The sequence below is a fragment of the Streptomyces sp. NPDC058240 genome, assembly GCF_042882135.1.
Classification (GTDB): Bacteria; Actinomycetota; Actinomycetes; order Streptomycetales; family Streptomycetaceae; genus Streptomyces.
On sequence record NZ_JBHVWT010000005.1, the window covers coordinates 358,925 to 379,576 of the forward strand.

Below are 20,652 nucleotides of genomic sequence, written 5' to 3' on the forward strand. Positions count from 1 at the left end.
GCGTAACCTGCCCCAGGCCTGCTCGTCTGTTGCGCGGCCGGTGCTGGTGCCTCCAACGCGGCCCCTACCTGGGCAGACCGTTGACGATCACGGGGAAATGCTGGGGAGGTCCTCTCTAGAAGGGGTGTTCGTGCAGGTCAGCGCCGTATGACCTGTAAAGCACGCAGATTTATGAAGGCACGAACCAGGTCCAGCGCATCGTGATGGCACGGAACCTGCCGTAGCGGTCATTGCTTCACACGTCCGGCCCCGATGCGCGCATCGGGGCCGGACGTGTGTATGTGGCGGGGAGACCGGGGCTGGATCACTCCCCGGTGAAGACTTCTTCGATGGTGGCGGCGGTGGCGGCGCGGTTCAGCCACTGGCGCAGGAGCTGGGGATCGTCGCAGCTGGTGATCTTCTCGCGGATCTCGTCGGCGAGAGCGATGCCACGTGCTTCGAGGACCAGCAGGATGTCCTCGGCGCGGCCTTGCGCGCGGCCTTGCGCCCGGCCTTCGTCCCGGATTTCTTCCGACATGAAGGACTTGTAGAAAGACGTGTCCACGGCCACCAGGTTCCTCCACTGTTGTGCGGCCGGGCGGTTGCCCAGGCCCTGTGCGGTGAGTTCGACGATGGGGTCGGCGATTGCTTCCGGTGTGTCCCGCAGCGCGGCGGACAGCGTTTTCAGTATGGCACCGACGTCCGGATTGTCGGCGTGTGTGATGGCGGCCAGGGTGGCGAGCGCGAGGTCTTTGCGGGCTTCGGTCACATCGGTGATGACCGGCATGTTGTGCGGACCCGCGACGAGGGGGTTCAGGGCGAGTGTCTGCCATTGACGGACGCCGATGGAAATGGGGCGTGCGGCCCATTCGGCGGTGGCGTGGTCCTGGCAGACGACCAGCAGCAGGATGGGCAGCCCATATCTGTTGTGGAGATAGCTGACGTAGTACGGCCAGCTGACGGTCTTGCGCGGGTCCTTCTTGCCCTGGGCTTCGATGGCGAGGAGGAAGGGCCCGTCGTGCTCCGTTTCGATGCGCAGGAGGGTGTCCACCCGGCGTTCGACGGGACGGGCTTCGGTGAGGTCCGTGGGCAGCGCGGTGGCCGAGGTGGGTGGTGGGATGTCGACTCCGAGCACCTCGGAGACGCGGGAGAAGAGACCGGGGTACTCCTGGAAGATGCGGTGCATTGCCTCGTGGGGCGAGCTGACCATGCAGATCCGTTCGGGTTGTGGGTGATGTTCCAGTCAGGCGGCTGTGTGGAGGGCTGACCGGCAGTCGCGGCAGTGTCCGGGGTTGCGGGAGCGGAAGGCGCGGTCGCAGCGGTCGCAGTTCTGGAGCGGGATGACGATGACGCCGGGGCGTGCGCGTGCGACGTCCTGGGCTCCCGGTAGCGGTGGTGGCAGGAGTGCCGTGATCCGGTGGCGCAGGAGTTTGGCGGGGTGTTTCAGGGGGTTTGGGAGGTCGGTGGTGAGGGCGTGGCGGATGGTGTCGGGGTGGGCGTCGCGTTCGAGCCAGGTGGCGACGCCGGGGGCGAGGGTGTGGATGTCGTGCTCGGAGAGGATGAGTTGAGGTGCGTGGCGGCGCAGGTCGGCGAGGAGTGTGGTGGCCACGCGCTGGAGCTCCGGCGTGAGCTGCTGCGGCTGGGGGAGCGGCGGTGGCGGCGTTGTGCGCGCGGTGGGGGCCGGTACGAGGACGGGGGCGGGCTGTGGCTGCGGCATGGGTGCCGGGGGTGGTGCGGGGGCCGGAGCGGGGCGCGGTTCGGGAGCGGTTTTGCGCTGCGGTGGCGGTGGTGTGGGCTGCGGGGTCGGTTTGCTGGGGACCGTCCGTGGCTGCGGCGCTGCGGTGGTGGATGCGTCGGTGCCGGGCTGGTTGTACGAGATGGTGCGGGTGATGATGCGGCCGTCCGCGAGGCGTACGCGGCTGCGGTGGAGGTAGCCGTGGGCTTCCAGCTCGCGCAGGGCGGCGGCGATGCGGGTCTCGCTCTCGGGGAAGCGTTCGGCGAGGCGCTTGATGCCGATCCTGGCTCCGGCGGGCAGCGACTGGATGTGGGCGGCCAGCCCGATCGCCGCGAGGGAGAGCCCGCGGTGCTGGGCGAGGTGGTTGCCGATGACGGTGAAGCCTGCGGCATGCCGGAAGTTGATGTGGATGACACCGGATGACGGCGTGGCGTCTCCGGGTACGGGGGACGGGGCGCACGGGGGCGCGGTAATCTGCGGGGTATCCATCGGGAAGCTTCTTCTTCCTCGGTGGTCAGGCCCCCGGTTGAGACTGTGAATCTCGGTCGGGGGCCGTCGCATGTCTGGAGTTGTCGCGGCGAGCATATGCCAGGCAACCTGTATGAAATCCAGCCCAGTTGCCCCATGTCACCCGAGTGAGTGACGGGAGCGGGGCGGGGTCGGGTTTGGGTGGGGAGGGTAATTTCCCCAAGTTCTTTAAAGCTTTATGCGTCGTGGAACGCGGGGACGTGGCTCACCGGGTCGTGGGTTTCCGCGACCCGGTGGAGCGGTCGCGGTACGAGGTCGAGTTCGGCTCAGACGGTCTTGTGCGGGACGGGGCCGACGACGGTGCCCCAGCGGTCGGCGAGTGCCTCGACGATCAGCAGGCCGCGCCCGCCCTCCGCGAGCCGGTCGGGCGTGGACGCGACGGGTAGTTGCTCGTCCCGGGTGTCGGTCACCTCGATCCGCAGGACCTCGTCGCGGTGGGCGGTGAGGCCGAGTCGGAAGTCCCGGCCGGGTACGCGGCCGTGGACGGCGGCGTTGGCGGCCAGCTCGGCGACGATGTGCGCGGCCGGTTCGCAGGCGATTCCCCATTCGCCCAGTTGTGCCGTGGCCAGGAGACGGGCGAGCCTGGCGCCTCGGCGGGTGGGGGAGAGCAGCACGGTGAACTGCCGGACGGGAGCGAAATGTTCGGTTCGGGTGATTTCTTGGGTCACGTCACTCAGCGTGGCCGCGCGTCCGTACCGTGAACAGCAACGAGCCCCTTACGTACGGCGATTGTCCCGTGCTTGTCCAGTGCTGTCCCGGCTGTCCGGGGTGACGTGTCGGAGAGATCAGGGGTTGAGCCAAGAACGGCAAAACGCATCGGAAGTGAGGCACGGATGAGCGTGGATGAGACCGGTACGGAGCGCGGCGACGCCGGGGCGGACGAGCCGGGCTGGGACGTCGATCCCGATGACGAGTCGGGGGCGGCCGTGGTCGCGGCGGTGGGCCGCCAGATCAAGGCGTGGCGGGAGGCGGCGGGGCTGCGGGCCGGCGAGTTCGGGGCCGCGATCGGGTACGGGGAGGACCAGATCTACAAGGTGGAGGGCGGCCGTCGAATCCCCCGGCCGGAGCTCCTGGACAGGGCGGACGAGGTGCTCGGGGCGGGCGGAAAGCTCGCGGCGATGAAGCAGGACGTGGCGGAGGTCCGGTACCCGAAGAAGGTACGGGACCTGGCGAAGCTGGAGGGGCGAGCCGTCGAGTTGTCGGCGTACGGAGATCACAACTTGCACGGGCTGCTTCAGACGGCGGAGTACGCGCGGGCGCTGTTCGAGATGCGGCTGCCACCGTACGACCCGGACGAGATTGAACAGGCCGTTGCGGGGCGCGTGGCCAGGCAGGCGATCTTTGAGCGAGTCCCGGCCCCCGCGCTCAGCTTTGTGTAGGAGGAAACGACGCTGAGGCGCCCGCTCGGGGGCACAATGGTTCTGCGTCGGCAGCTCGAACACCTCCTGTCGATCGGGCAGTTGCGGAATGTCGCCATTCAGGTCATGCCAACGGCCCGGGAGGAGCACGCTGGAATGCAGGGGGAGACGCAGGTGCTGAAGTTCAAGGACGGTACGGCCATGGGGCGTTCGGAAGGGGCGTTCAATGGTCGGGCTGTATCCGACCCGAAGCAGCTCCGAATCCTTGAGCTGCGGTGTGGCATGATCCGGGCCCAGGCTCTCACCCCGCGTGAGTCGTTGGCCTTCATCGAGCAACTTCTGGGAGAAACATGATCAGCGAGCTCTCCGCCAGGGGCGGCCATGAGCTGGAGTGGCGCAATTGCAGCTACAGCAGCAACAGCAGTGAGGCTGACTGCGTCGAGGTCGCCGCCGCCCCCGGCACGGTTCACGTCCGGGACTCCAAGAACGCCCAGGGCCCACGCCTCGCCTTCGGCCCCAACGCCTGGGCGGGCTTCGTCTCCTACGCGGCCGAGCACTGATCCCGCTCGGCCGCCGGCCCTGACGGGACGACTCCCGTCAGTCCTCCTCGTCCTCCCCGTCGAAGCGGTCGAAGGCCGCCTCGGTGCGGGCACGGAACAACGCGGACTGGCGATCGTCACGGAGGATGATCTCGTCGTGCGCGTACCAGCGTGAGCCCGGCTGCTGGCTGATCGGGTATTCCGGGAACGGCAGGCGCTGGAAGGTGGCGGCGATGTCCTCGGGCAGGCCGGTGTCGTCGTCGGGGGTTACCCACCCCATCAGGTCGTCATCGGCGAACAGAGCCTCGGAAAGGACGATTTCGACGAACGCGACGCTGACCCGGCCCAGCCACGCGGCCCAGTCGTCGGCGGTGGGCCGGACGAGGTCGACGCGGGCCACGACCGGCGGGTCGTCCTGGCCGAGGTCCGTGACGCGTATGCCCCAGTAGGCGCAGGACTGGTTCTCGACGCGGAAGACCAGTACGCCGCGGTCCTCGTCCAGGTAGAGGTCCTGCGGGGCGAGCAGTGCGTCTTGATTGTCGGTCAGGTCCTTGCGCCGCCCGAGCAGTTGGTAGGCCTCGCGCAGCGCGGCGGGCAGAGGCAGGCCGAGCCGGGCCTGGGCCGCGTCGAGTTCGGCGGGGGCATAGCCGTCGGTCCCGGTGAGGGGGCTTTGGCTCCAGTCGCGGGCGAAGGCGCGGATGAAACGCCATGCCGCCTGGCCGTCGGGCTGCTCGCCGACGGCCGCGGCGAGTGCGTCGAGGTCGAGCATGAGGTTCGGGGGCTGTGGCTCCTGGGTCATGCGTGCGACTGTAGGCGCCGCCACTGACAAGGTTCCGCGCCCTCCTTCCTGTATTCCCCGTACCTTCCGTCCACGGTCTCGGCACACTGGGTGCATGAGCGATCACCATCAGGCACCGCCGGATCACCTCGTCATCAATGTGCAGCGCCGGGACGACCCGGTGTCCCTGGTCGCCGAGGCGGACGCGTTCGCCTCGTCCCGGACGTACGGGAAGATCGTGGTCCGGGGGCCGCTCTTCGGCATCGCCGAGCAGCGACGCGGCGAGCGACCGCGGTGGCGGCTACTGACCGACATGGACACCGGCTTTCCGCAGGATGCCCGCGACGAGTTGAACTCCCATCTCTGGTTCAAGGCCAAGGACAGCACGGACGACCCCCGCGAGCGGCGCATCCTGCTGGACGCGGTGGCCCGGCTGGAGACCGAGCCGCTGAATGAACTGACCGTCGGCGATACGCGCTACCGCGTCGTGCGCGCCGACGAGTTCGCCCGGACCGGCGAAGGGCGCCTGGAGCCGCCCAGGCCCACGGACGTCGACTCGGAGGGCTGGGACACCCAGCCGCGCACGCCCTCGACCACCAAGGGCTTCGTCATCGACCACGCGGCGGCGGTAGGGCTGACGGAGGGCCTGGACCGGATGGGCCTGGTGCCGCTCTCGTACACCTCGGAGCGCTTCCCGCCCGATGTACTGGCGGATTCGCAACGGGCGTTGCGGACCCATCCGGGCCTGGTGCTGCTGCCGGTCGTCTTCCGGGTGATGGAGCGCAAGGAGAAGTCCTGGTCGATGGCGTCGAGTCAGCACCCCACCCCGCAGGACGCGCGGCGCTCGCTGGCCCACTATCTGAAGACGTTCCTGCCGATGACCGGGGAGCTCGACGAACAGGAGGCCGCCGTGTACGCGCGGGCGGTGGATGCGTTCACCCGGCGCGTGCGGCCCAACGAGCTGAAGGTACGGGGACGTCGCTTCGAGATCGCCCGGATCGAACGGATGATGCGCATCGGTCCCGCCGGCCCGGAGGGTCCGCGGCGCTCGGACGTCGACGACCAGGAACCCACGAAGATCCGTCCCACGATGGACGAGTGGGGCAACATCGACTACAGCGCATAGCGGTGGGCCGGAACCCGGCACGGCCGGAACCACAAGGGCCCGGACGGCGAACCGTCCGGGCCCTGCTGCCGGTCGTCGTCAGTTTTCGGTGACGGTGACCTTCTCGTCGTTGTTGAGCTGCTCCACCAGCTGCTTGACCTTGGCCTTGTCCCAGACAAGGTTGCCGCCGGTGGATCCCGAGATCGGCATGTTCATCGACTTGCCGTCGCCGCCCGTGACGTCCTTCATGGCGAAGAACATCTGGCCCAGGGACCAGAGCGACATGTCCTTGTCCACGATCAGGGTGTCCAGGCCGGCCCCCATCGTCGGGTACAGCTTGAACGGGTTGAGGATGGTGGAGGGCGTCGCCGTCTGGCTCGCCAGCGCCGCGAGGAACTTCTGCTGGTTCTTCGTCCGGTCCAGGTCGCTGCTGAAGGCGTGCCGGGTCCGGACGAAGGCCAGCGACTGCTCGCCGTTCAGCGTCTGCTTGCCCGCCTGGAAGTCGGCACCGGACCACTTGTCCTTGAAGGCCTTGGGGATGTCCAGCTCCACCCCGCCGATCGCGTCCACGATCTGGGCGAAGCCGCCGAAGCCGATCTCGACGTAGTGGTCGATGTGCAGGCCGGTGTTGAACTCGACGGTACGGACGAGGAGTTCGGGACCGTCCGTGGCGTACGCGGCGTTCAGCTTGGTGAAGCGGCCGCGGCCCGGGTAGAGCTTGCCGGAGTCGGAGCCCTTGAACGAGGGGATTTCGACGTTCGAGTCGCGCGGCAGGGAGATCAGCGTCGGCCCGTTGGATCCGTCGTGCAGGATCATCATCGAGTCGGTCCGCTTGCCTTCCGCGGAGCCCGTGTGGAGCTTCTTCTTGTCCTCGGCCGTCATGCCCTCGCGGCTGTCGGAGCCGACGATCAGGTAGTTGGTGCCGTCACCGCTCTTCGGCCGCTCGATGACCTTGGAGAGGTCCACCTCGCGCTTGAGCTTGGAGTCGGCCCAGAAGTACGTGCCGATGGAGACCGTGAGCACCACGACCACCAGGGACAGCGAGCCTATCTTGATCCGGCGGCGCCAGTCGGGCGCCGGGCGCCCCTGGGTGTAGCCGCCGCCCTGGCCGCCGCCGTTGCCCTGGCCGCCGGCGTTGCCGCCGTAGACCTGGCCCGTGTTGTAACCGCTGTCGTACCCTGCGCTGTCGCCATGGCCGCCGGGGTACTGCTGCGACTGCCCCTGGCGCTGCCGGGGCGGGGCGGGGCGCTGCTGAGGCGGGGCGGGAGGGCGCTGGACGTGCCGCATCGCGCGGGCGCCCTCGGGTCGCTCGCTGGAGCTGCCCTGCCCATAGCGGTTGCCGCCGCGGTTGTCGTCGGACCATCCCTCGGGCCAATCGTTCATGCGGTCCAGTGTGCAGGCCAGGTGTGCTGGTATTACAGGGGGTGCGGGAAATCGCATCAGGGCTGTTGCGAAGCTGATGCATTGCGGCCGGGAGGAAGCCCCCGCATAAGGTGGACGGTATGACAGATCAGGCCCCGCGCCCGGAGGGCGACATTCCGGGCAAGCCGGCCGCCGCTTCCCGGACCACCCTCAGCCACATCATGACCGGCAGCGACACCAATCTGCTGGGTACGGTGCATGGTGGCGTGATCATGAAACTGGTCGACGACGCGGCGGGCGCCGTGGCCGGTCGGCACTCCGGCGGTCCCGCCGTGACGGCCTCGATGGACGAGATGGTCTTCCTGGAGCCGGTCCGGGTCGGTGACCTCGTGCACGTCCGCGCCCAGGTGAACTGGACCGGCCGCTCCTCGATGGAGGTCGGCGTCCGGGTCATGGCCGAGCGCTGGAACGAATCCACCCCCGCCCAGCAGGTCGGCAGCGCCTACCTGGTGTTCGCCGCGGTCGACGCGGACGGCAAGCCGCGCCCCGTGCCGCAGGTGATCCCGGAGACGGAGCGCGACAAGCGGCGCTACCAGGAGGCGCAGATCCGGCGCACCCACCGCCTCGCCCGCCGCCGCGCGATCAGGGAACTGCGCGAGAAGCGCGCGGCGGAGGGCATCGAGGACTGAGAGCGCCCGGGGCCGGTGTCCCCGGGGGCGCGGTCAGGGGCAGGCCACCTGGTCGCCCGTGACCGTTTCGAACTCGCCGTTGTTCCTTTCGTCGGCCTGTACCTGCCGCACCTTCTCGAAGTCCGCGCCCGCCGTCACCCGCAGCGTGGCACCCTGTCCCTGCACCGCCCGCAGCTCGGCCCCGGGCAGCGCGAGGGCCAGCGACTTCGCGGACTGGTCCCAGCGCGGGTCGTAGGTGACCAGGGTGTGCTTGAGGCCGCGCGGCTCCCCGTTGAGCGGGGCGCGGGTGGTGTCGAAGCCGGTGGCGCGCAGCGCGTGGTCGACCGTCTTGCCGAGCCCGTCCCTGGCAGTCCCGTTGTAGACCTGGACCCGGATCTCCCGGGGGGCGACGTCGACCTTCACCGCCTTCGGCTGCTCGGGCCGCGCGGGGGCGAGCGGTTTGTCCTCGCGCAGCGCCCGGAAGAGCTTCTTCGACTTCGCCTCGTCCCATTTCACCGTCGAGCCGATGCCCTTGACCGGGTAGGAGACATTCCCCATCGGTACGGAGGTGAACTCGGAGGAGGCCGGGGAGAAACCGCGCATCGCCTGGCCGAGCTCCAGCATCTGCTCCGTACCGAACCCCTTGTCGGCCCGGACCGAGCCGAGCATCGTCGAGGCGACGTCCTGGAACTTCACCGGGTTCAGCAGCACACCGCTGCTGGTCGTCTGCTCGATCAGCGAGGCGAGGAACTTCTGCTGGCGCTGCATCCGGCCCAGGTCGGCGGCCCCGTCGATATGCCGGGAGCGTACGTACTGGAGGGCCTGCCCGCCGTTCAGCTCATGGGTGCCCGCGGCGAGATCGAGACCCGTGTACGAGTCCTTCATCGGCTGGGTCGTGCAGATCTTCACCCCGCCCAGGGTGTCCACCGTCTTCATGAAGCTGGTGAAGTCGACCTCCAGATAGTGGTCGATCTTGATGCCCGTCATGTGCTCGACGGTCCGCACGGTCAGGCTCGGCCCGCCCTCGGCATAGGCCGCGTTCAGCTTCACGGGGTGCGCGGAGCGCTGCTCACCGGTGTTCCGGTCGGTGTGCTCGGGGATCTCGGCGTAGCTGTCGCGGGGCAGCGAGACGATGCTCGCGCGCTTCTTGTCCGCCGACAGATGCACCAGCATGACCGTGTCGGTGCAGTGGCAGGGCGCACCGCCCAGCCGGTACTTCTCCTTCTCCTCCGCGGTGATCCGGTCGCGGCCGTCGGTGCCCACGAGCAGCAGATTCATGCCGTTGCCCGCGCGTGGCCGGTTCTTCATGTCCTTGAACGGATCGATCCGGTCGATCCCGGTCTCCAGATTGGTCACCACCGCATGACCGATCCCGCCGGCCCCCAGCACCAGCACGGAGAGACCGGTCACCATCCGCATGCCCCAGCGGGGCCGCTCGTCCTGTTTTCTGGACCTGCGCTGCGGCGGAACCGCGCGGGAGCGCGACGAACTGGGGGAGCGGTGCGGTGTGGGCACGGGGGGACCTCCGCGGTGCGAGGGGAACCGTTCGCACAGTAGGCCCATATGATCTACGGCCCGGTGCGCAACTCGGCGGGGCGCGCCGGTGTCCCCCATTCGCGGTAACGTGGCGGCCGAATCATGCCGCCTGGTGGGGTGCGAACCCCCGGCGCTCCCGAGGACCACCCGAGGACCACCATGTCTGCCGCGCAGCACCCCGCCGTCTCCGTGATCATGCCGGTGCTCAATGAGGAACGTCACCTCAGGAACTCCGTCCGGCACATCCTGGAGCAGGAGTACGCAGGTGAGATGGAGGTGGTCATCGCGCTGGGCCCCTCCACGGACCGGACGGACGAGATCGCCGCGGAACTGGTGCGCGAGGACCCCCGGGTCCACACCGTCCCGAACCCGACCGGCCGCACCCCGGCCGCCCTCAACGCCGCGATCAAGGCCTCCCGCCACCCGATAGTGGTGCGGGTCGACGGCCACGGCATGCTCTCGCCGAACTACATCGCGACCGCCGTCCGCCTCCTGGAGGAGACCGGTGCGCAGAACGTGGGCGGCATCATGCACGCCGAGGGCGAGAACGCCTGGGAGGACGCCGTCGCCGCAGCCATGACGTCGAAGATCGGCGTCGGCAACGCGGCCTTCCACACCGGCGGCCAGGCAGGCCCTGCGGAGACCGTCTACCTCGGCGTCTTCCGCCGCGAGGCGCTGGAGAAGGCCGACGGCTACAACGTGGAGTTCATCCGCGCCCAGGACTGGGAGCTGAACTTCCGCATCCGCGAGGCCGGCGGCCTGATCTGGTTCTCGCCCGAGCTGAAGGTGCAGTACCGGCCGCGCCCCTCCGTGCGGGCGCTGGCCAAGCAGTACAAGGACTACGGCCGCTGGCGGCACGTCGTCGCCCGCTACCACTCCGGCTCGATCAACCTGCGCTACCTGGCCCCGCCCACCGCCGTCTGCGCGATCGCGGCGGGCATCGTGGTCGGCGCGGCCGTCACCCCGTGGGCGTTCGTCGTCCCCGCCGGGTACGTCGCGGCGATCGTCGCCGGGTCCGTACCGGCGGGCAAGGGCCTGTCGCTGAAGGCGCGGGCACAGATCCCGGTGGCCCTCGCGACCATGCACATGTCGTGGGGATACGGCTTCCTGACCAGCCCGCGCTCGCTCGCGAAGAAGGTCATCGCCAGCCGCCGCCCGGCCGTGACCGTCTGAGCACCGAAACCACGCGGGGCCCCTCCGATGTACCGGAGAGGCCCCGCGGTGCGTCGCACCCGGCTACCAGCCGAAGCCCGGCTGGATGTCCATGCAGGCCGTCTCGTCGTCGCCGTTGAGCGCCCGTGCACTGTCCGGGGTCTTCTCCTCGGCGGAGGGCGCGTGGTAGTCGCCGTCCTCGCGCCAGTCGGCCCCCACGGTCAGCGTGATGCCCGAGACGTCGGTCGACTTCTTCACCGCCGACAGCGGGATGCCGAGCGCCTTGGCGACCGACTGGGCGTTGCCCTCCATGTCCACGGTGGGGAAGAGGATCCCGGTCCGCTTCTCCGCCTCGGTGTTCTGCGCGTCGATCGAGGCCTGGGTGAAGCCCTTGCCGGTCAGCAGCTCCTTGACCGTCGAGGCGCGGCCCTTGACCGGGTAGTCGGTGTCGGTACGCGTTCCGTTGCGGACGGTCACCGGGATCTCGGCCGGGGATGCCGTGGGCTTCTTGGCGGCGGCCGGTGCCTTGCGCTTGGACGCCTTGCCGTCGAGCGGGACGTCGTCGCGGACCATCTGGAAGAGCTGGTCGGCGTCGCCGGGCTTGGGGAGCACCCGCTCCTTGAGCGTGCCCGTCCCGTAGACGTTCGGCATCGTCGTCATGGTGATGCGCTTGGTGGGTACCTTCTTGAGCTCCTCCGCGAGGTCGTAGAGCTTCTTGACCGTCTCGATGGACTTGTCGACGGTGAGCGCGTCGGTCGCCGCCTCGGCGAGGTCGGTCAGCTTGCCCGGGTCGGTGAGCTTGGTGCCCTTGCGCAGCTCACGGACCATCGAGTTCATGTACATGTGCTGGGCGTGGGTGCGGCCGAGGTCGGTGCCGTCCTCGAAGCCGTAGCGGGTGCGCAGCCACTGGAGGGCCTGCTTGCCCTTGATCTTCGTGGTGCCCTTCTCCAACTTCAGCCCGGAGCCCTTGCCCTCGCTGTTGCGCGAGTAGACATTGCTCTTCACGCAGACCGGGACGCCGCCGATCGCGTCGGCCATCGAGACCACACCGGAGAAGTCGATCATCATGAAGTGGTCGATGGTGATGCCGGTGAGCTCGTACCAGGTGGCCACGGAACATCCGGGGCCGCCGCGGCCGAGCGTCTCGTTGGTCATCGCCAGACCGGTGGTCGCGGGGTAGACGTGCTTCGTCTTCGGGTCGGTGCACTTCGGGATCTTCAGCATCGTGTCGCGCGGCATGCTGATCACCGACATGTTGCTGCGGTCGGCGGAGACGTGCAGCAGCATCTGTACGTCGGCCAGGGGCGGCGACCCGAAGGTGTTCTTCGCCCCGCCGAGCTTCTGGTTCTCCTTGGAGTCCCGCGCGTCCGAGCCTATGAGCAGGATGTTCAACGGCGTCTGACCGGCGGCGTTGGCCTTGTGGTCGGCCATCTTCTTGTCGCCGAGGGTCAGATCGGCCTTCTTGAGATTGCTGTTGAGGTGCTCGTAGTAGAGGTATCCGGCCCCCGCGCCGCCGATTATGAGCAGCGCGAGAACCGACGCGCTCCAGCGCAGCACCCGGCGTTTGCCCTTCTTGCCGCGCCGCTTCGAGCCACCGCGCCGGTGACCGCTCTCCCCGGAAGCGGCCCGCTGCTCCCCGGTGCCGGAGTCCGTGCTGCTCTCCGACCCCTCCTCGTACAGCCCGTCGTCCCAGCCGAGTTGGCCGGCGTGCCGGACGCGTGGCCGCGTCCCCTCCCCAGGCGTACCGCTCCGTGCCACCAGACCCCCTGCTGCTCAGACTCGTGGTTCCGCGCAGTGACCCGGTGTCACTTGGCGCACTCTGCCTTGTCGGCGTTTGCTTGCTGAATGTCGGCCGGCACCTTTGCCGGTCCGACGATGGGCGTGCCCGCGCCCTTGAAGTCGTCCCCCAGGGTCAGCACCATCGCCTGGAGCCCTTCGGCGTCCGTGGTGCCCTGCTTCATGGCCGAGCCGGGCAGGCCCATCATGGCCGCCAGCGCGCGGGCCTGGTCCGCCTGGTTCGGCGCGTACTCCAGCGTCGTCTTCGCGGCCTTCGCCGGGGCGTTGGCCTTGTTGGTGGACTTGAGTACGCCCTGGTCGTTCTGCAGCCAGGCGACCGTAGCCTGCGCGGCGCCGGGCACCTTGCCGCCGTTGTACACATCGACGCGGACATCGCCCGCGGCGGCCTTGGAGCCCTTGAGGAGCGCGTCCTGCTTGCTCTTCGCGGCCTTCTTCTTCGACTTCACCTCGGTCAGCGAGGTGTCGTCGCGCATCATGGCGAACAGCGGGTCGGACTTGGGCGGGTTCAGTACGACGGTGACCGGTGTCTTCTCGGCCGGGTTGTCGAGCACCGGCACCGTGGTGAAGGTGATGTTCTTCGTGTTGACCTTGCCGAGCTCCTGGGCCAGCGAGGTCAGCTTCTTCACCGAGCCGATGCCGGAGTCCACGGTGAGCGCCTTGGTCGCGGCGTCCGCCAGCTTGTACAGCTTGGGCAGGCTGGTCAGGGTGTCGTCGGACTGCATCTGCCGGATCATCGAGGCGATGAACTGCTGCTGGACCTTGATCCGGTCCAGGTCGCCATGGTTGCCGAAGCTGTGCCGGGTCCGTACGAACGCCAGGGCGTCCTCGCCCTGGATGCGGTGCTCACCGGCCGGCAGGTCCAGGTGCGAGTCCGGGTCCTTGACCGGCTTGGCCAGGCAGATCTCGACCCCGCCGACCGCCGTGGACAGCTCCTTTACCGCGTTGAAGTCGACCATCATGAAGTGGTCGACCTTCAGGCCGGTGATCTCCTTGACCGTCTCCATGGTGCAGCCGGGGTTACGGCCCTCCTGGCCGAGGCTCTGGTTGAAGCGGACGTTCGGCGTACCCGGGATGACCTTCTCCGAGCCGTCCGGCTGCTTGGTCCTGCAGTCCGGGATGTCGGTGATCAGGTCGCGGGGGATGCTGAGCGCCGTCGCGTTGGTGCGGTCCTCGGAGACGTGGAAGAGGATGTTGGTGTCGGCGTGGCCCACGCTGCCCTTGTCGCCGTAGCCCTCGTTGCCCTTGCCGGTGCGCTTGTCGGTACCGATGATCAGGATGTTGATCGGGGCGTCGTTGTCGAAGACGTTCTTGTTGCCGGCCCCGCCCACGTCGACCGTGTTCAGGTTGCCGTTGAAATGCTGGTACAGCGCGTACCCACCCACCGACAGGCCGACCAGGACGAAGGCCATCGTGCCGCCCGTCCACAGCAGCGCCTTCTTGCGGCGGGCCTTGGGGGCCTTGCGGCTGCGGCGGCCCGCCGGGCCGCCCGGACCGGAACTCTCCTGGCCGCGCGGGCCGTTGGCCGAACGGCGGCTGCGCTGCCCCGGCACCTCACGGTTCGAACCGGACCCCTGGCCGTCGCGGGCCGGATTCCGGCGCTCGCCCCTGTCGTCACGGGAGGCGCCTCTGCGCCCGCCGCCACCCTCCCGGACCGGTCCTCTGCTCTTGGGGACACGTGCGCCGGAAGTACGGGAAGGGCCGTCCGAATCCCCTCCGGAATTATTCAGTCGCAGTTCGTAATCGCCGGTGTGCGGGTTGAGTACCCACTGGTCTGCGGGGTCGATTCCGTCCGCCCGCCCACGGCTTTGCGCATCCACGGTTGCTTGAGTCCTCCGTCGGTGCCACGCGAGGCGCCTCCCCCGATCAGGCGCTCGATCTTTCGCTCCAGAAGTGCGCGGCCTGGTGGCCGGCAGCACCGGATCGCGTCACACTATCGGCCCTGTTCCACGTCGAGCGACGTGCGTGACAAATTCCACGGTCCTTACAACTGGTCATACTGCTCATTACACGCCGATCACCGGCTTCTGCTTGGGAATTGCTTTACTGCTTGCACAGGTCCGCCGCCGCGTTGTTGCCCGAATAAGTGGGTGTGGGGCTGGGGCCCGAAGCATCCGGGGTATCGGTCGCGGCATTGTTTTTCCCGTTGTTCTTCTCGTTGTCACGCTTGAGCCGGTCCGCCGGGACCACGGCGACCGGATCGTCGTCGCGCAGCCGCTTGAAGAGCCGGCCCGCATCGGGCTGTACGAGTTCGTCCCGGTTCCGGTTGGCGGCGTACGGCTGCCGGGGCACGGTCAGGAACTGCACTTTGTCGGTCGGTACGTTGCGCATGCCGCGCACCAGCTCGTACAGGTCCTTGAGGCTGTCCAGCCCCGGATCGGTGGTCAGCGCCTTGGTGGCCGCATCCAGCACCGGGTAGAGGCGGGTCGGGTTGAGCAGCACGCCGTCGCTCTGGACCTTGTTCACCAGCGCGCCCAGGAACTGCTGCTGGCGGTCCATCCGTTCGGTGTCGCTGCCGTTGCCGATTGACTTGCGGGCCCGTACGTACCCCAGCGCCTGCTCGCCGTTGAGTGTCTGGCGCCCGGCGGGGAGCTTCAGATGGGCGTCGGCGTCGTCGACCGGCTTCTTGAGGCAGACCTCGACCCCGTCCACGGCGTTGACCATGTCCTTGAAGCCGTTGAAGTCGACGACCATGTGGTGGTCGATCCGGATGCCGGTCATCTTCTCGACCGTACGGATCGTGCAGGCGGTGCCACCGAACTCGAAGGCCCAGTTGAACTGGGCGAATTGCTTCTTCGTGGCCGTGCCGTCCGCCTTGTGGCAGACCGGGATCTGCACCATCAGATCGCGCGGCAGGGACATCGCGGTGGCGCTCTTCCGGTCCGCGGCGAGGTGGAGCAGGATCGTGGTGTCCGAGCGCTGGCTGCCGCCGTCGTCACGGCCGTACTTGCGGTTGTCGCCGGCCCGGCTGTCCGAGCCGATGAGCAGGATGTTCTCCGCGTCGTGCACCACGGAGGCGGGCCGCTCCCGCTCGTACGTCTTGAGTTCGGCGGCCGCGGAAGTGTCGGTCCTGATGTTGCCGTCGAGCTTCCGGTACAGCCACCAGCCGACGCCCGCCGCGACCAGGACGACGAACGAGGCGCCGAGCGCGGTCCAGCGCAGCCAGTGGTGCCGGTGCCCGGCTCCGGTTACCGGGGTGGCGCCCGATCTGTTCCCGGACTGCGACTTGTCCCCACCCGCCGCCGGGTCGTCCGGCGGGCCGGCGCTTTCGCTCACGTCTGCGTCCATCCTTCACGTTCGGCGGCGCGTCGGGCCGCCGGTCGCAGGAGTAGACGGCTGAACCTCACGCTTGGTTGTGTCCTTGGTGGTCCGTAACGCCGATCATGTACCGGAGTTGAGGCGCAGCCCCCGAGGACTCGACGCGATGTGGGCCGGAAGAGTGGTCCTCAGCGTGCCTGTCATACCGCGCTGTTGGTGACCCGCTCGCTCTGCACACGCTTCGCCAGCCCTTCCTCGCCCAGTCGGTCCAGGTGCCGGCACAGGACCACGGACCCCCCGGCGGCCAGCGGCGCGAACAGCCCCGCACTCAGCCCCTCCCAGGTGTCGTACGTACGTCCTGTGAGCAGCCGCGATCCGGCGGTCAGGCCGAGCCCGTCGGCATCCTCGCGGGCCCGCGCCACCAGCTGCGCCGATGTCAGCTCGACGCCGTCCACCGCCAGCGCGGGGGCGTCCGGGTCCACGGGGGCGAACGGCGCGAACCGGTCGCCCTGGCTCGGCACCTCGACCGCGTAGTCCGCGAAACCCTCGGGCGCCTGCGGGAACCTGCCGCCCAGCGGGCGCAGCGCCAGGGCGACCCGCTCGCCGCGGCAGGCGCGCGCGGCCTCCAGGGTGTCCGGGCCGCTGACGACGAGGTCGGCCCCGGCCGGGTCGCCCTGCACATCGGCGATCACGCCGACCGAGGAACAGGCGAGCAGCCAGGCCGCGGACTGCCAGTGCGCGGGCAGCAGAAGGGCGAGCCGGTCGCCCGGTCCGGCGGCTAGGTCGCCCTGCAGGAGGTTGGCGGTCTTGGCCACCCAATTGGCGAAGGTGGCCACCGACAGTTCGACGCGTTCTCCGGTGGCGTCGTCGTAGAAAGTGACCAAGGGGCGGGCCGGGTCCGCGGCGAGTGCGGAACGCAGCAGGTCGGCAGGGGTGCGGTCGGTGGCGTTCATCCGCGCAAGGGTACGCGGCGGCGACCGGCCCGGCGGGGAGGAAGGGTGCCGGATACACCGGTTGGGCAGACGGGCCGTCAATTGCACGGAAACATCCCGGTGGCCGGAGTTGCCGGAGTATGCCCAGGATTATTCGTATGCGTGCCTTCCTTGCATCCTCGATCGGTGTCACCTGCGCGGCCGTTCTCGTACTGCCGCTGGCCGTGCCCGCGGGCGCCGCCCCCGACACCCGCACCGTCCCCGCCGAGTCGGCCGGACCCGCCGAGCCCGTCGATGCGCCGGGCTCGACGCAGTCCCTGCCGATGCGGACCCTGCCGGCACGGTCCGACCGGGTCACCGGCGAACCCACCCGGGCCGCGGCGGCCCCCGAACAGGGGCTGCCCGAACGCGAGGTCCGCTCCTTCTCCCTGGTCGGCGTCGTCTGGGACGACGTGAACGCCGAACTCCACGGCACCGTCCAGGTCCGCACCCGCGCCACCGGTACCGGTGACTGGTCGGACTGGCAGGACCTGGAGACCCACAACGCCGAGCACGGCGCCGACCCCGGCACCGCCGAGCGCGAATCCGGCTCCGTCCGGGGCTCCACCGCCCCGCTCTGGGTCGGCGACTCGGACGGCGTCGCGGTCCGCGTACGCCCCGAGGCCCCGGACCCGCAGGACCGCACCGCCTCCCCCGTACCGCTGCCGATCGGGCTGCGCCTCGAACTCGTCGACCCGGGCAAGGACCCGCAGCAGCTCCCCGCGACGGACGCCGAGGCCGAAACCGAGGCCGCGAGCGGTCCCGGAACCGGAACCACGGCGGGCGCCCCGTCCGCAGCAGGCGCCCAGGCCGCCGCGGACGGGGGCACCACACCCCTCTCCCCGAGCGTGCTCCTCGCCCTGGGCAAGGCGGCGTCCGAGGCGCAGGGCGAGGCGGAGGCGGGCCTCGCACCCGGCGCCCAGCCGTACATCGGTCCCCGTCCGCGCATCATCACCCGCAAGGGCTGGGGCGCCGACGAGAAGCTCAGGGAACGCACATTCGTCTACACCAGCACGGTCAAGGCCGCCTTCATCCACCACAGCGCCACGGGCAACAACTACACGTGCTCCCAGGCGTCCTCGGTCCTGCGCGGCATCTACCGCTACCACGTCAAGAGCAGCGGTTGGCGCGACATCGGCTACAACTTCGCCGTCGACAAGTGCGGAAACATCTACGAAGGACGTGCGGGAGGCGTGACGCGGGCCGTCCTCGGAGCGCACACGCTCGGCTTCAACACCAACACCATGGGCATCGCGGTGCTCGGGACCTTCACCAGGTCGAACCCGCCCGCCGCCGCGGTGAACGCCGTCGCGAAGCTCACCGCCTGGAAGCTCGGTCTGTTCGGCGCCGACCCGCGCGGCAAGACCACGCTCGTCTCGGGCGGCGGGAACAAGTACAAGAAGGGCAAGAAGGCCAGACTCAACGTCATCTCCGGCCACCGGGACGGCTTCGCAACCGAATGCCCCGGAGCGCGTCTCTACAAGAAGCTCGGCTCGGCCCGGACCAGCTCCGCCAAGCTCCAGGGCCGCCCTTAAACGGAACGAAAGGCTGCTGCGGACCGCTGCGGGCCGCTGACCGGGGACGACCGAACCGGTCTGCATACACTGGCCAGCCGAAACCAGGCCAGGCCCCACCAGGAAGCAGAGTCGGTGCTGTGACAGAGGCAAAAGAAGCGATCCTCCTGGTCGGCGGAAAGGGAACCCGGCTGCGCCCGCTCACGGTGCACACGCCCAAGCCCATGGTTCCGGCAGCGGGCGTTCCGTTCCTCACGCACCAGCTGGCGCGCGCCCGGGCAGCCGGGGTCGAGCACATCGTGCTCGCGACGTCGTACCTGGCGGAGGTCTTCGAACCGTACTTCGGCGACGGCTCGTCGCTCGGCCTCCACATCGAGTACGTCACCGAACGCGAACCGCTCGGCACCGGCGGAGCGATACGCAATGTCGCGTCCCGGCTGACCGCGGGCCCGGACGACCCGGTGCTCGTCTTCAACGGCGACATCCTCACCGGCCTGGACATCCGGTCGCTGGTCGCCTCGCACACGAGCTCCGGAGCGGATGTCTCCCTCCACCTCACCCGGGTCGAGGACCCGCGCGCCTTCGGCCTCGTACCCACGGACGGCAGCGGCCGGGTCACCGCGTTCCTGGAGAAGCCCGAGACACCCGAGGAGATCGTCACCGACCAGATCAACGCCGGGGCCTACATCTTCCGCCGCTCGGTCATCGACACCATCCCGGCCGGCCGCCCCGTCTCCGTCGAGCGCGAGACCTTCCCCGGACTGCTCGCCTCCGGAGCGCACCTCCAGGGCATGGTCGACTCCACGTACTGGCTGGACCTCGGCACCCCGCAGGCCTTCGTACGCGGCTCCGCCGATCTGGTCCTGGGCCGCGCCCCGTCCCCGGCCGTCCCCGGCCGATGCGGCGACGGGCTCGTGCTGCCGACGGCCTCCGTCGCCGCCGATGCCAAGATCAGCGGCGGTACGGTGGTCGGAGAGGGCGCCCTGATCGCCGAGGGAGCCCGGATCGACGGCTCCGCGATACTGGCCGGCGCGGTCGTCGGACCAAGAGCCGTGATCAAGGACTCGCTGGTCGGAGCCGGTGCCCGGATCGGCAGCCGTACGGTGCTCACCGGCGCGGTCGTCGGGGACGGGGCCCGGGTCGGCGCCGACAACGAACTGCGCGACGGCATCCGCGTCTGGTGCGGGGCGGTCCTCCCGGACGCGGCAGTGCGCTTCTCCTCCGACGCATAGCGAGAAGTGGTCCCGCGAACGGCGCGGACCGACGAACAGCCGGACACCGGCCGCAGCGCATACCCTCGACAGGCACCCCGACGACCGAGGACCTCACCGTGGCAGGACGATTCGCACCCCGCAGCGCACCCCGCGCGGCCGTCCCGCACCAGGCGGCGGCTCCGGTGGCGGACGCGCTGACCCGTGAGTGGACCCCGCCCGGCCCGCTCGACCTGCGCCTGGTCGTCGGGCCACTGCGCCGCGGCCCCGCCGACCCCACGTTCCGGATGACCGGGGACGGCACGGCCTGGCGGGCCAGCCGCACACCCGCGGGCCCCGGCACCCTCCGCCTCACCGCCCGGGGCGGCCGGGTCGACGCGGCGGCCTGGGGCCCCGGCGCACCGTGGCTGCTGGACCGGCTCCCGACGCTGCTCGGCGCGACGGACGACCCGGACGCCTTCCGCCCGCGCCACCGTCTGCTCGCCCTGACCCGGCACCACCGCCCCGGCCTGCGTCTGCTGCGCACCGGTCTGGTCATGGAGTCCCTGATCCCGTCGATCCTGGAACAGAAGGTCACCACGGACGAGGCCTACCGTGCCTGGCGCCTCCTGGTCCGGAAGCACGGCACCCCGGCGCCCGGCCCCACGGACCACGCCGCGTTCACCGCGCTGGGTCTCCACGTCATGCCGGACGCCCGCACCTGGTCCCTGATCCCGTCCTGGGAATGGCACCGCGCGGGCGTCGACGCCAAACGCTCGGGCACGATCCTGCGCGCGGTACGCGTGGCCCGCCGCATGGAGGAGGCGGCGGCCATGGAGCTCCCCGAGGCCATGGCCCGCCTGGAACTGATCCCCGGCATCGGCCCCTGGACCTCCGCCGAGACGCTCCAGCGCTCGAACGGCGCCGCGGACGCGGTCACCGTCGGCGACCTCCACCTCCCCGGCATCGTCGGCCACGCCCTGGCGGGCAACCGGGACGCCGACGACGAGGAGATGCTGACCCTCCTGGCCCCGTACGAGGGCCAGCGCCACCGGGCCACCCGCCTCATCCTGCTGTCGGGCCACACCCCGGCCCGCCGCGCCCCGCGCATGACCCGGGGCGACATCGCCCGCCTGTAGAGCCGCTCGCCCCGGCCCGGCTCCCGGAGCACCCCCGGCGCCCCGC

At 69.7% G+C, this 20,652-nt stretch carries 17 protein-coding genes and 1 pseudogene; 8 read left to right on the forward strand and 10 right to left on the reverse strand.

The window, feature by feature from the left end; translation table 11 throughout:
* Positions 1-304 precede the first annotated feature (304 nt).
* From ACFVX4_RS13675 to ACFVX4_RS13685, 3 genes are all read right to left on the reverse strand, one after another.
* Positions 305-1,189 (reverse strand): hypothetical protein, encoded by an 885-nt coding sequence (locus ACFVX4_RS13675; RefSeq protein ID WP_389975684.1) that lies wholly within the window; start codon positions 1,187-1,189, stop codon positions 305-307.
* Between the two features lie 33 nt (positions 1,190-1,222).
* The gene (locus tag ACFVX4_RS13680; protein ID WP_389975687.1) at positions 1,223-2,203 is read right to left on the reverse strand and encodes a helix-turn-helix domain-containing protein; all 981 of its coding nucleotides are present in this window, start codon (positions 2,201-2,203) and stop codon (positions 1,223-1,225) included.
* A gap of 305 nt (positions 2,204-2,508) precedes the next feature.
* Complete coding sequence (locus ACFVX4_RS13685) at positions 2,509-2,910, reverse strand: ATP-binding protein (RefSeq protein ID WP_389975690.1); 402 nt, start codon at positions 2,908-2,910, stop codon at positions 2,509-2,511.
* Between the two features lie 165 nt (positions 2,911-3,075).
* Here ACFVX4_RS13685 and ACFVX4_RS13690 point away from each other — a divergent pair.
* Both ACFVX4_RS13690 and ACFVX4_RS13695 read left to right on the forward strand, forming a co-directional pair.
* Positions 3,076-3,954 (forward strand): annotated as a pseudogene (locus ACFVX4_RS13690) (helix-turn-helix domain-containing protein).
* A complete protein-coding gene (locus ACFVX4_RS13695) occupies positions 3,951-4,160 on the forward strand; it encodes a DUF397 domain-containing protein (protein ID WP_389975693.1) in 210 nt (69 codons plus the stop codon). Before ACFVX4_RS13690 ends, ACFVX4_RS13695 begins: the two are co-directional and overlap by 4 nt.
* Positions 4,161-4,197: 37 nt before the next feature.
* On the opposite strand, the gene ACFVX4_RS13700 is transcribed toward ACFVX4_RS13695, so the two are convergent.
* Positions 4,198-4,938, reverse strand: coding sequence for an SMI1/KNR4 family protein (locus tag ACFVX4_RS13700; RefSeq protein WP_389975696.1), 741 nt, complete (start codon positions 4,936-4,938; stop codon positions 4,198-4,200).
* A gap of 94 nt (positions 4,939-5,032) precedes the next feature.
* On the opposite strand from ACFVX4_RS13700, the gene ACFVX4_RS13705 reads away from it, so the two are divergent.
* On the forward strand, positions 5,033-6,043 hold the full coding sequence (locus ACFVX4_RS13705; protein ID WP_389975699.1) for a DUF5954 family protein: 1,011 nt from the start codon (positions 5,033-5,035) through the stop codon (positions 6,041-6,043).
* A gap of 78 nt (positions 6,044-6,121) precedes the next feature.
* On the opposite strand, the gene ACFVX4_RS13710 is transcribed toward ACFVX4_RS13705, so the two are convergent.
* On the reverse strand, positions 6,122-7,405 hold the full coding sequence (locus ACFVX4_RS13710) for an LCP family protein (protein ID WP_389975702.1): 1,284 nt from the start codon (positions 7,403-7,405) through the stop codon (positions 6,122-6,124).
* Between the two features lie 119 nt (positions 7,406-7,524).
* Here ACFVX4_RS13710 and ACFVX4_RS13715 point away from each other — a divergent pair, with 119 nt between their 5' ends.
* Entirely contained in the window at positions 7,525-8,073 is a 549-nt protein-coding gene (locus ACFVX4_RS13715) for an acyl-CoA thioesterase (RefSeq protein ID WP_389975704.1), read from the forward strand.
* Between the two features lie 33 nt (positions 8,074-8,106).
* On the opposite strand, the gene ACFVX4_RS13720 is transcribed toward ACFVX4_RS13715, so the two are convergent.
* Positions 8,107-9,471 carry an LCP family protein gene (locus ACFVX4_RS13720; protein WP_389975831.1) on the reverse strand — a complete coding sequence of 455 codons (1,365 nt, stop codon included), beginning with the start codon at positions 9,469-9,471 and terminating at the stop codon, positions 8,107-8,109.
* A gap of 276 nt (positions 9,472-9,747) precedes the next feature.
* Here ACFVX4_RS13720 and ACFVX4_RS13725 point away from each other — a divergent pair, with 276 nt between their 5' ends.
* The gene (locus ACFVX4_RS13725; protein WP_389975707.1) at positions 9,748-10,761 is read left to right on the forward strand and encodes a glycosyltransferase family 2 protein; all 1,014 of its coding nucleotides are present in this window, start codon (positions 9,748-9,750) and stop codon (positions 10,759-10,761) included.
* Positions 10,762-10,824: 63 nt separating this feature from the next.
* On the opposite strand, the gene ACFVX4_RS13730 is transcribed toward ACFVX4_RS13725, so the two are convergent.
* From ACFVX4_RS13730 to ACFVX4_RS13745, 4 genes are all read right to left on the reverse strand, one after another.
* Positions 10,825-12,498 carry an LCP family protein gene (locus ACFVX4_RS13730; RefSeq protein ID WP_389975710.1) on the reverse strand — a complete coding sequence of 558 codons (1,674 nt, stop codon included), beginning with the start codon at positions 12,496-12,498 and terminating at the stop codon, positions 10,825-10,827.
* A 47-nt stretch (positions 12,499-12,545) separates the two neighbouring features.
* On the reverse strand, positions 12,546-14,354 hold the full coding sequence (locus ACFVX4_RS13735) for an LCP family protein (RefSeq protein WP_389975713.1): 1,809 nt from the start codon (positions 14,352-14,354) through the stop codon (positions 12,546-12,548).
* Between the two features lie 223 nt (positions 14,355-14,577).
* Positions 14,578-15,810 carry an LCP family protein gene (locus ACFVX4_RS13740; protein ID WP_389975716.1) on the reverse strand — a complete coding sequence of 411 codons (1,233 nt, stop codon included), beginning with the start codon at positions 15,808-15,810 and terminating at the stop codon, positions 14,578-14,580.
* Between the two features lie 182 nt (positions 15,811-15,992).
* On the reverse strand, positions 15,993-16,745 hold the full coding sequence (locus ACFVX4_RS13745) for a TIGR03089 family protein (protein WP_389975719.1): 753 nt from the start codon (positions 16,743-16,745) through the stop codon (positions 15,993-15,995).
* A gap of 137 nt (positions 16,746-16,882) precedes the next feature.
* Between ACFVX4_RS13745 and ACFVX4_RS13750 the strand changes: the two genes are divergently transcribed.
* The 3 genes from ACFVX4_RS13750 (at position 16,883) to ACFVX4_RS13760 (ending at position 20,606) form a co-directional block, all read left to right on the forward strand.
* A complete protein-coding gene (locus tag ACFVX4_RS13750; protein ID WP_389975722.1) occupies positions 16,883-18,298 on the forward strand; it encodes a peptidoglycan recognition protein in 1,416 nt (471 codons plus the stop codon).
* Positions 18,299-18,417: 119 nt separating this feature from the next.
* Complete coding sequence (locus ACFVX4_RS13755; protein WP_389975725.1) at positions 18,418-19,509, forward strand: sugar phosphate nucleotidyltransferase; 1,092 nt, start codon at positions 18,418-18,420, stop codon at positions 19,507-19,509.
* Positions 19,510-19,607: 98 nt separating this feature from the next.
* A complete protein-coding gene (locus ACFVX4_RS13760; RefSeq protein ID WP_389975728.1) occupies positions 19,608-20,606 on the forward strand; it encodes a DNA-3-methyladenine glycosylase family protein in 999 nt (332 codons plus the stop codon).
* The last annotated feature ends 46 nt before the right edge of the window (positions 20,607-20,652 follow it).

Bases quoted from the DNA above. Each gene is read 5' to 3' on its own strand.
- ACFVX4_RS13675 (WP_389975684.1), bottom strand. From the start codon at position 1,189: ATGGTCAGCTCGCCCCACGAGGCAATGCACCGCATCTTCCAGGAGTAC.
- ACFVX4_RS13680 (WP_389975687.1), bottom strand. From the start codon at position 2,203: ATGGATACCCCGCAGATTACCGCGCCCCCGTGCGCCCCGTCCCCCGTA.
- ACFVX4_RS13695 (WP_389975693.1), top strand. From the start codon at position 3,951: ATGATCAGCGAGCTCTCCGCCAGGGGCGGCCATGAGCTGGAGTGGCGC.
- ACFVX4_RS13700 (WP_389975696.1), bottom strand. From the start codon at position 4,938: ATGACCCAGGAGCCACAGCCCCCGAACCTCATGCTCGACCTCGACGCA.
- ACFVX4_RS13705 (WP_389975699.1), top strand. From the start codon at position 5,033: ATGAGCGATCACCATCAGGCACCGCCGGATCACCTCGTCATCAATGTG.
- ACFVX4_RS13710 (WP_389975702.1), bottom strand. From the start codon at position 7,405: ATGAACGATTGGCCCGAGGGATGGTCCGACGACAACCGCGGCGGCAAC.
- ACFVX4_RS13715 (WP_389975704.1), top strand. From the start codon at position 7,525: ATGACAGATCAGGCCCCGCGCCCGGAGGGCGACATTCCGGGCAAGCCG.
- ACFVX4_RS13720 (WP_389975831.1), bottom strand. From the start codon at position 9,471: ATGCGGATGGTGACCGGTCTCTCCGTGCTGGTGCTGGGGGCCGGCGGG.
- ACFVX4_RS13725 (WP_389975707.1), top strand. From the start codon at position 9,748: ATGTCTGCCGCGCAGCACCCCGCCGTCTCCGTGATCATGCCGGTGCTC.
- ACFVX4_RS13745 (WP_389975719.1), bottom strand. From the start codon at position 16,745: ATGAACGCCACCGACCGCACCCCTGCCGACCTGCTGCGTTCCGCACTC.
- ACFVX4_RS13750 (WP_389975722.1), top strand. From the start codon at position 16,883: ATGCGTGCCTTCCTTGCATCCTCGATCGGTGTCACCTGCGCGGCCGTT.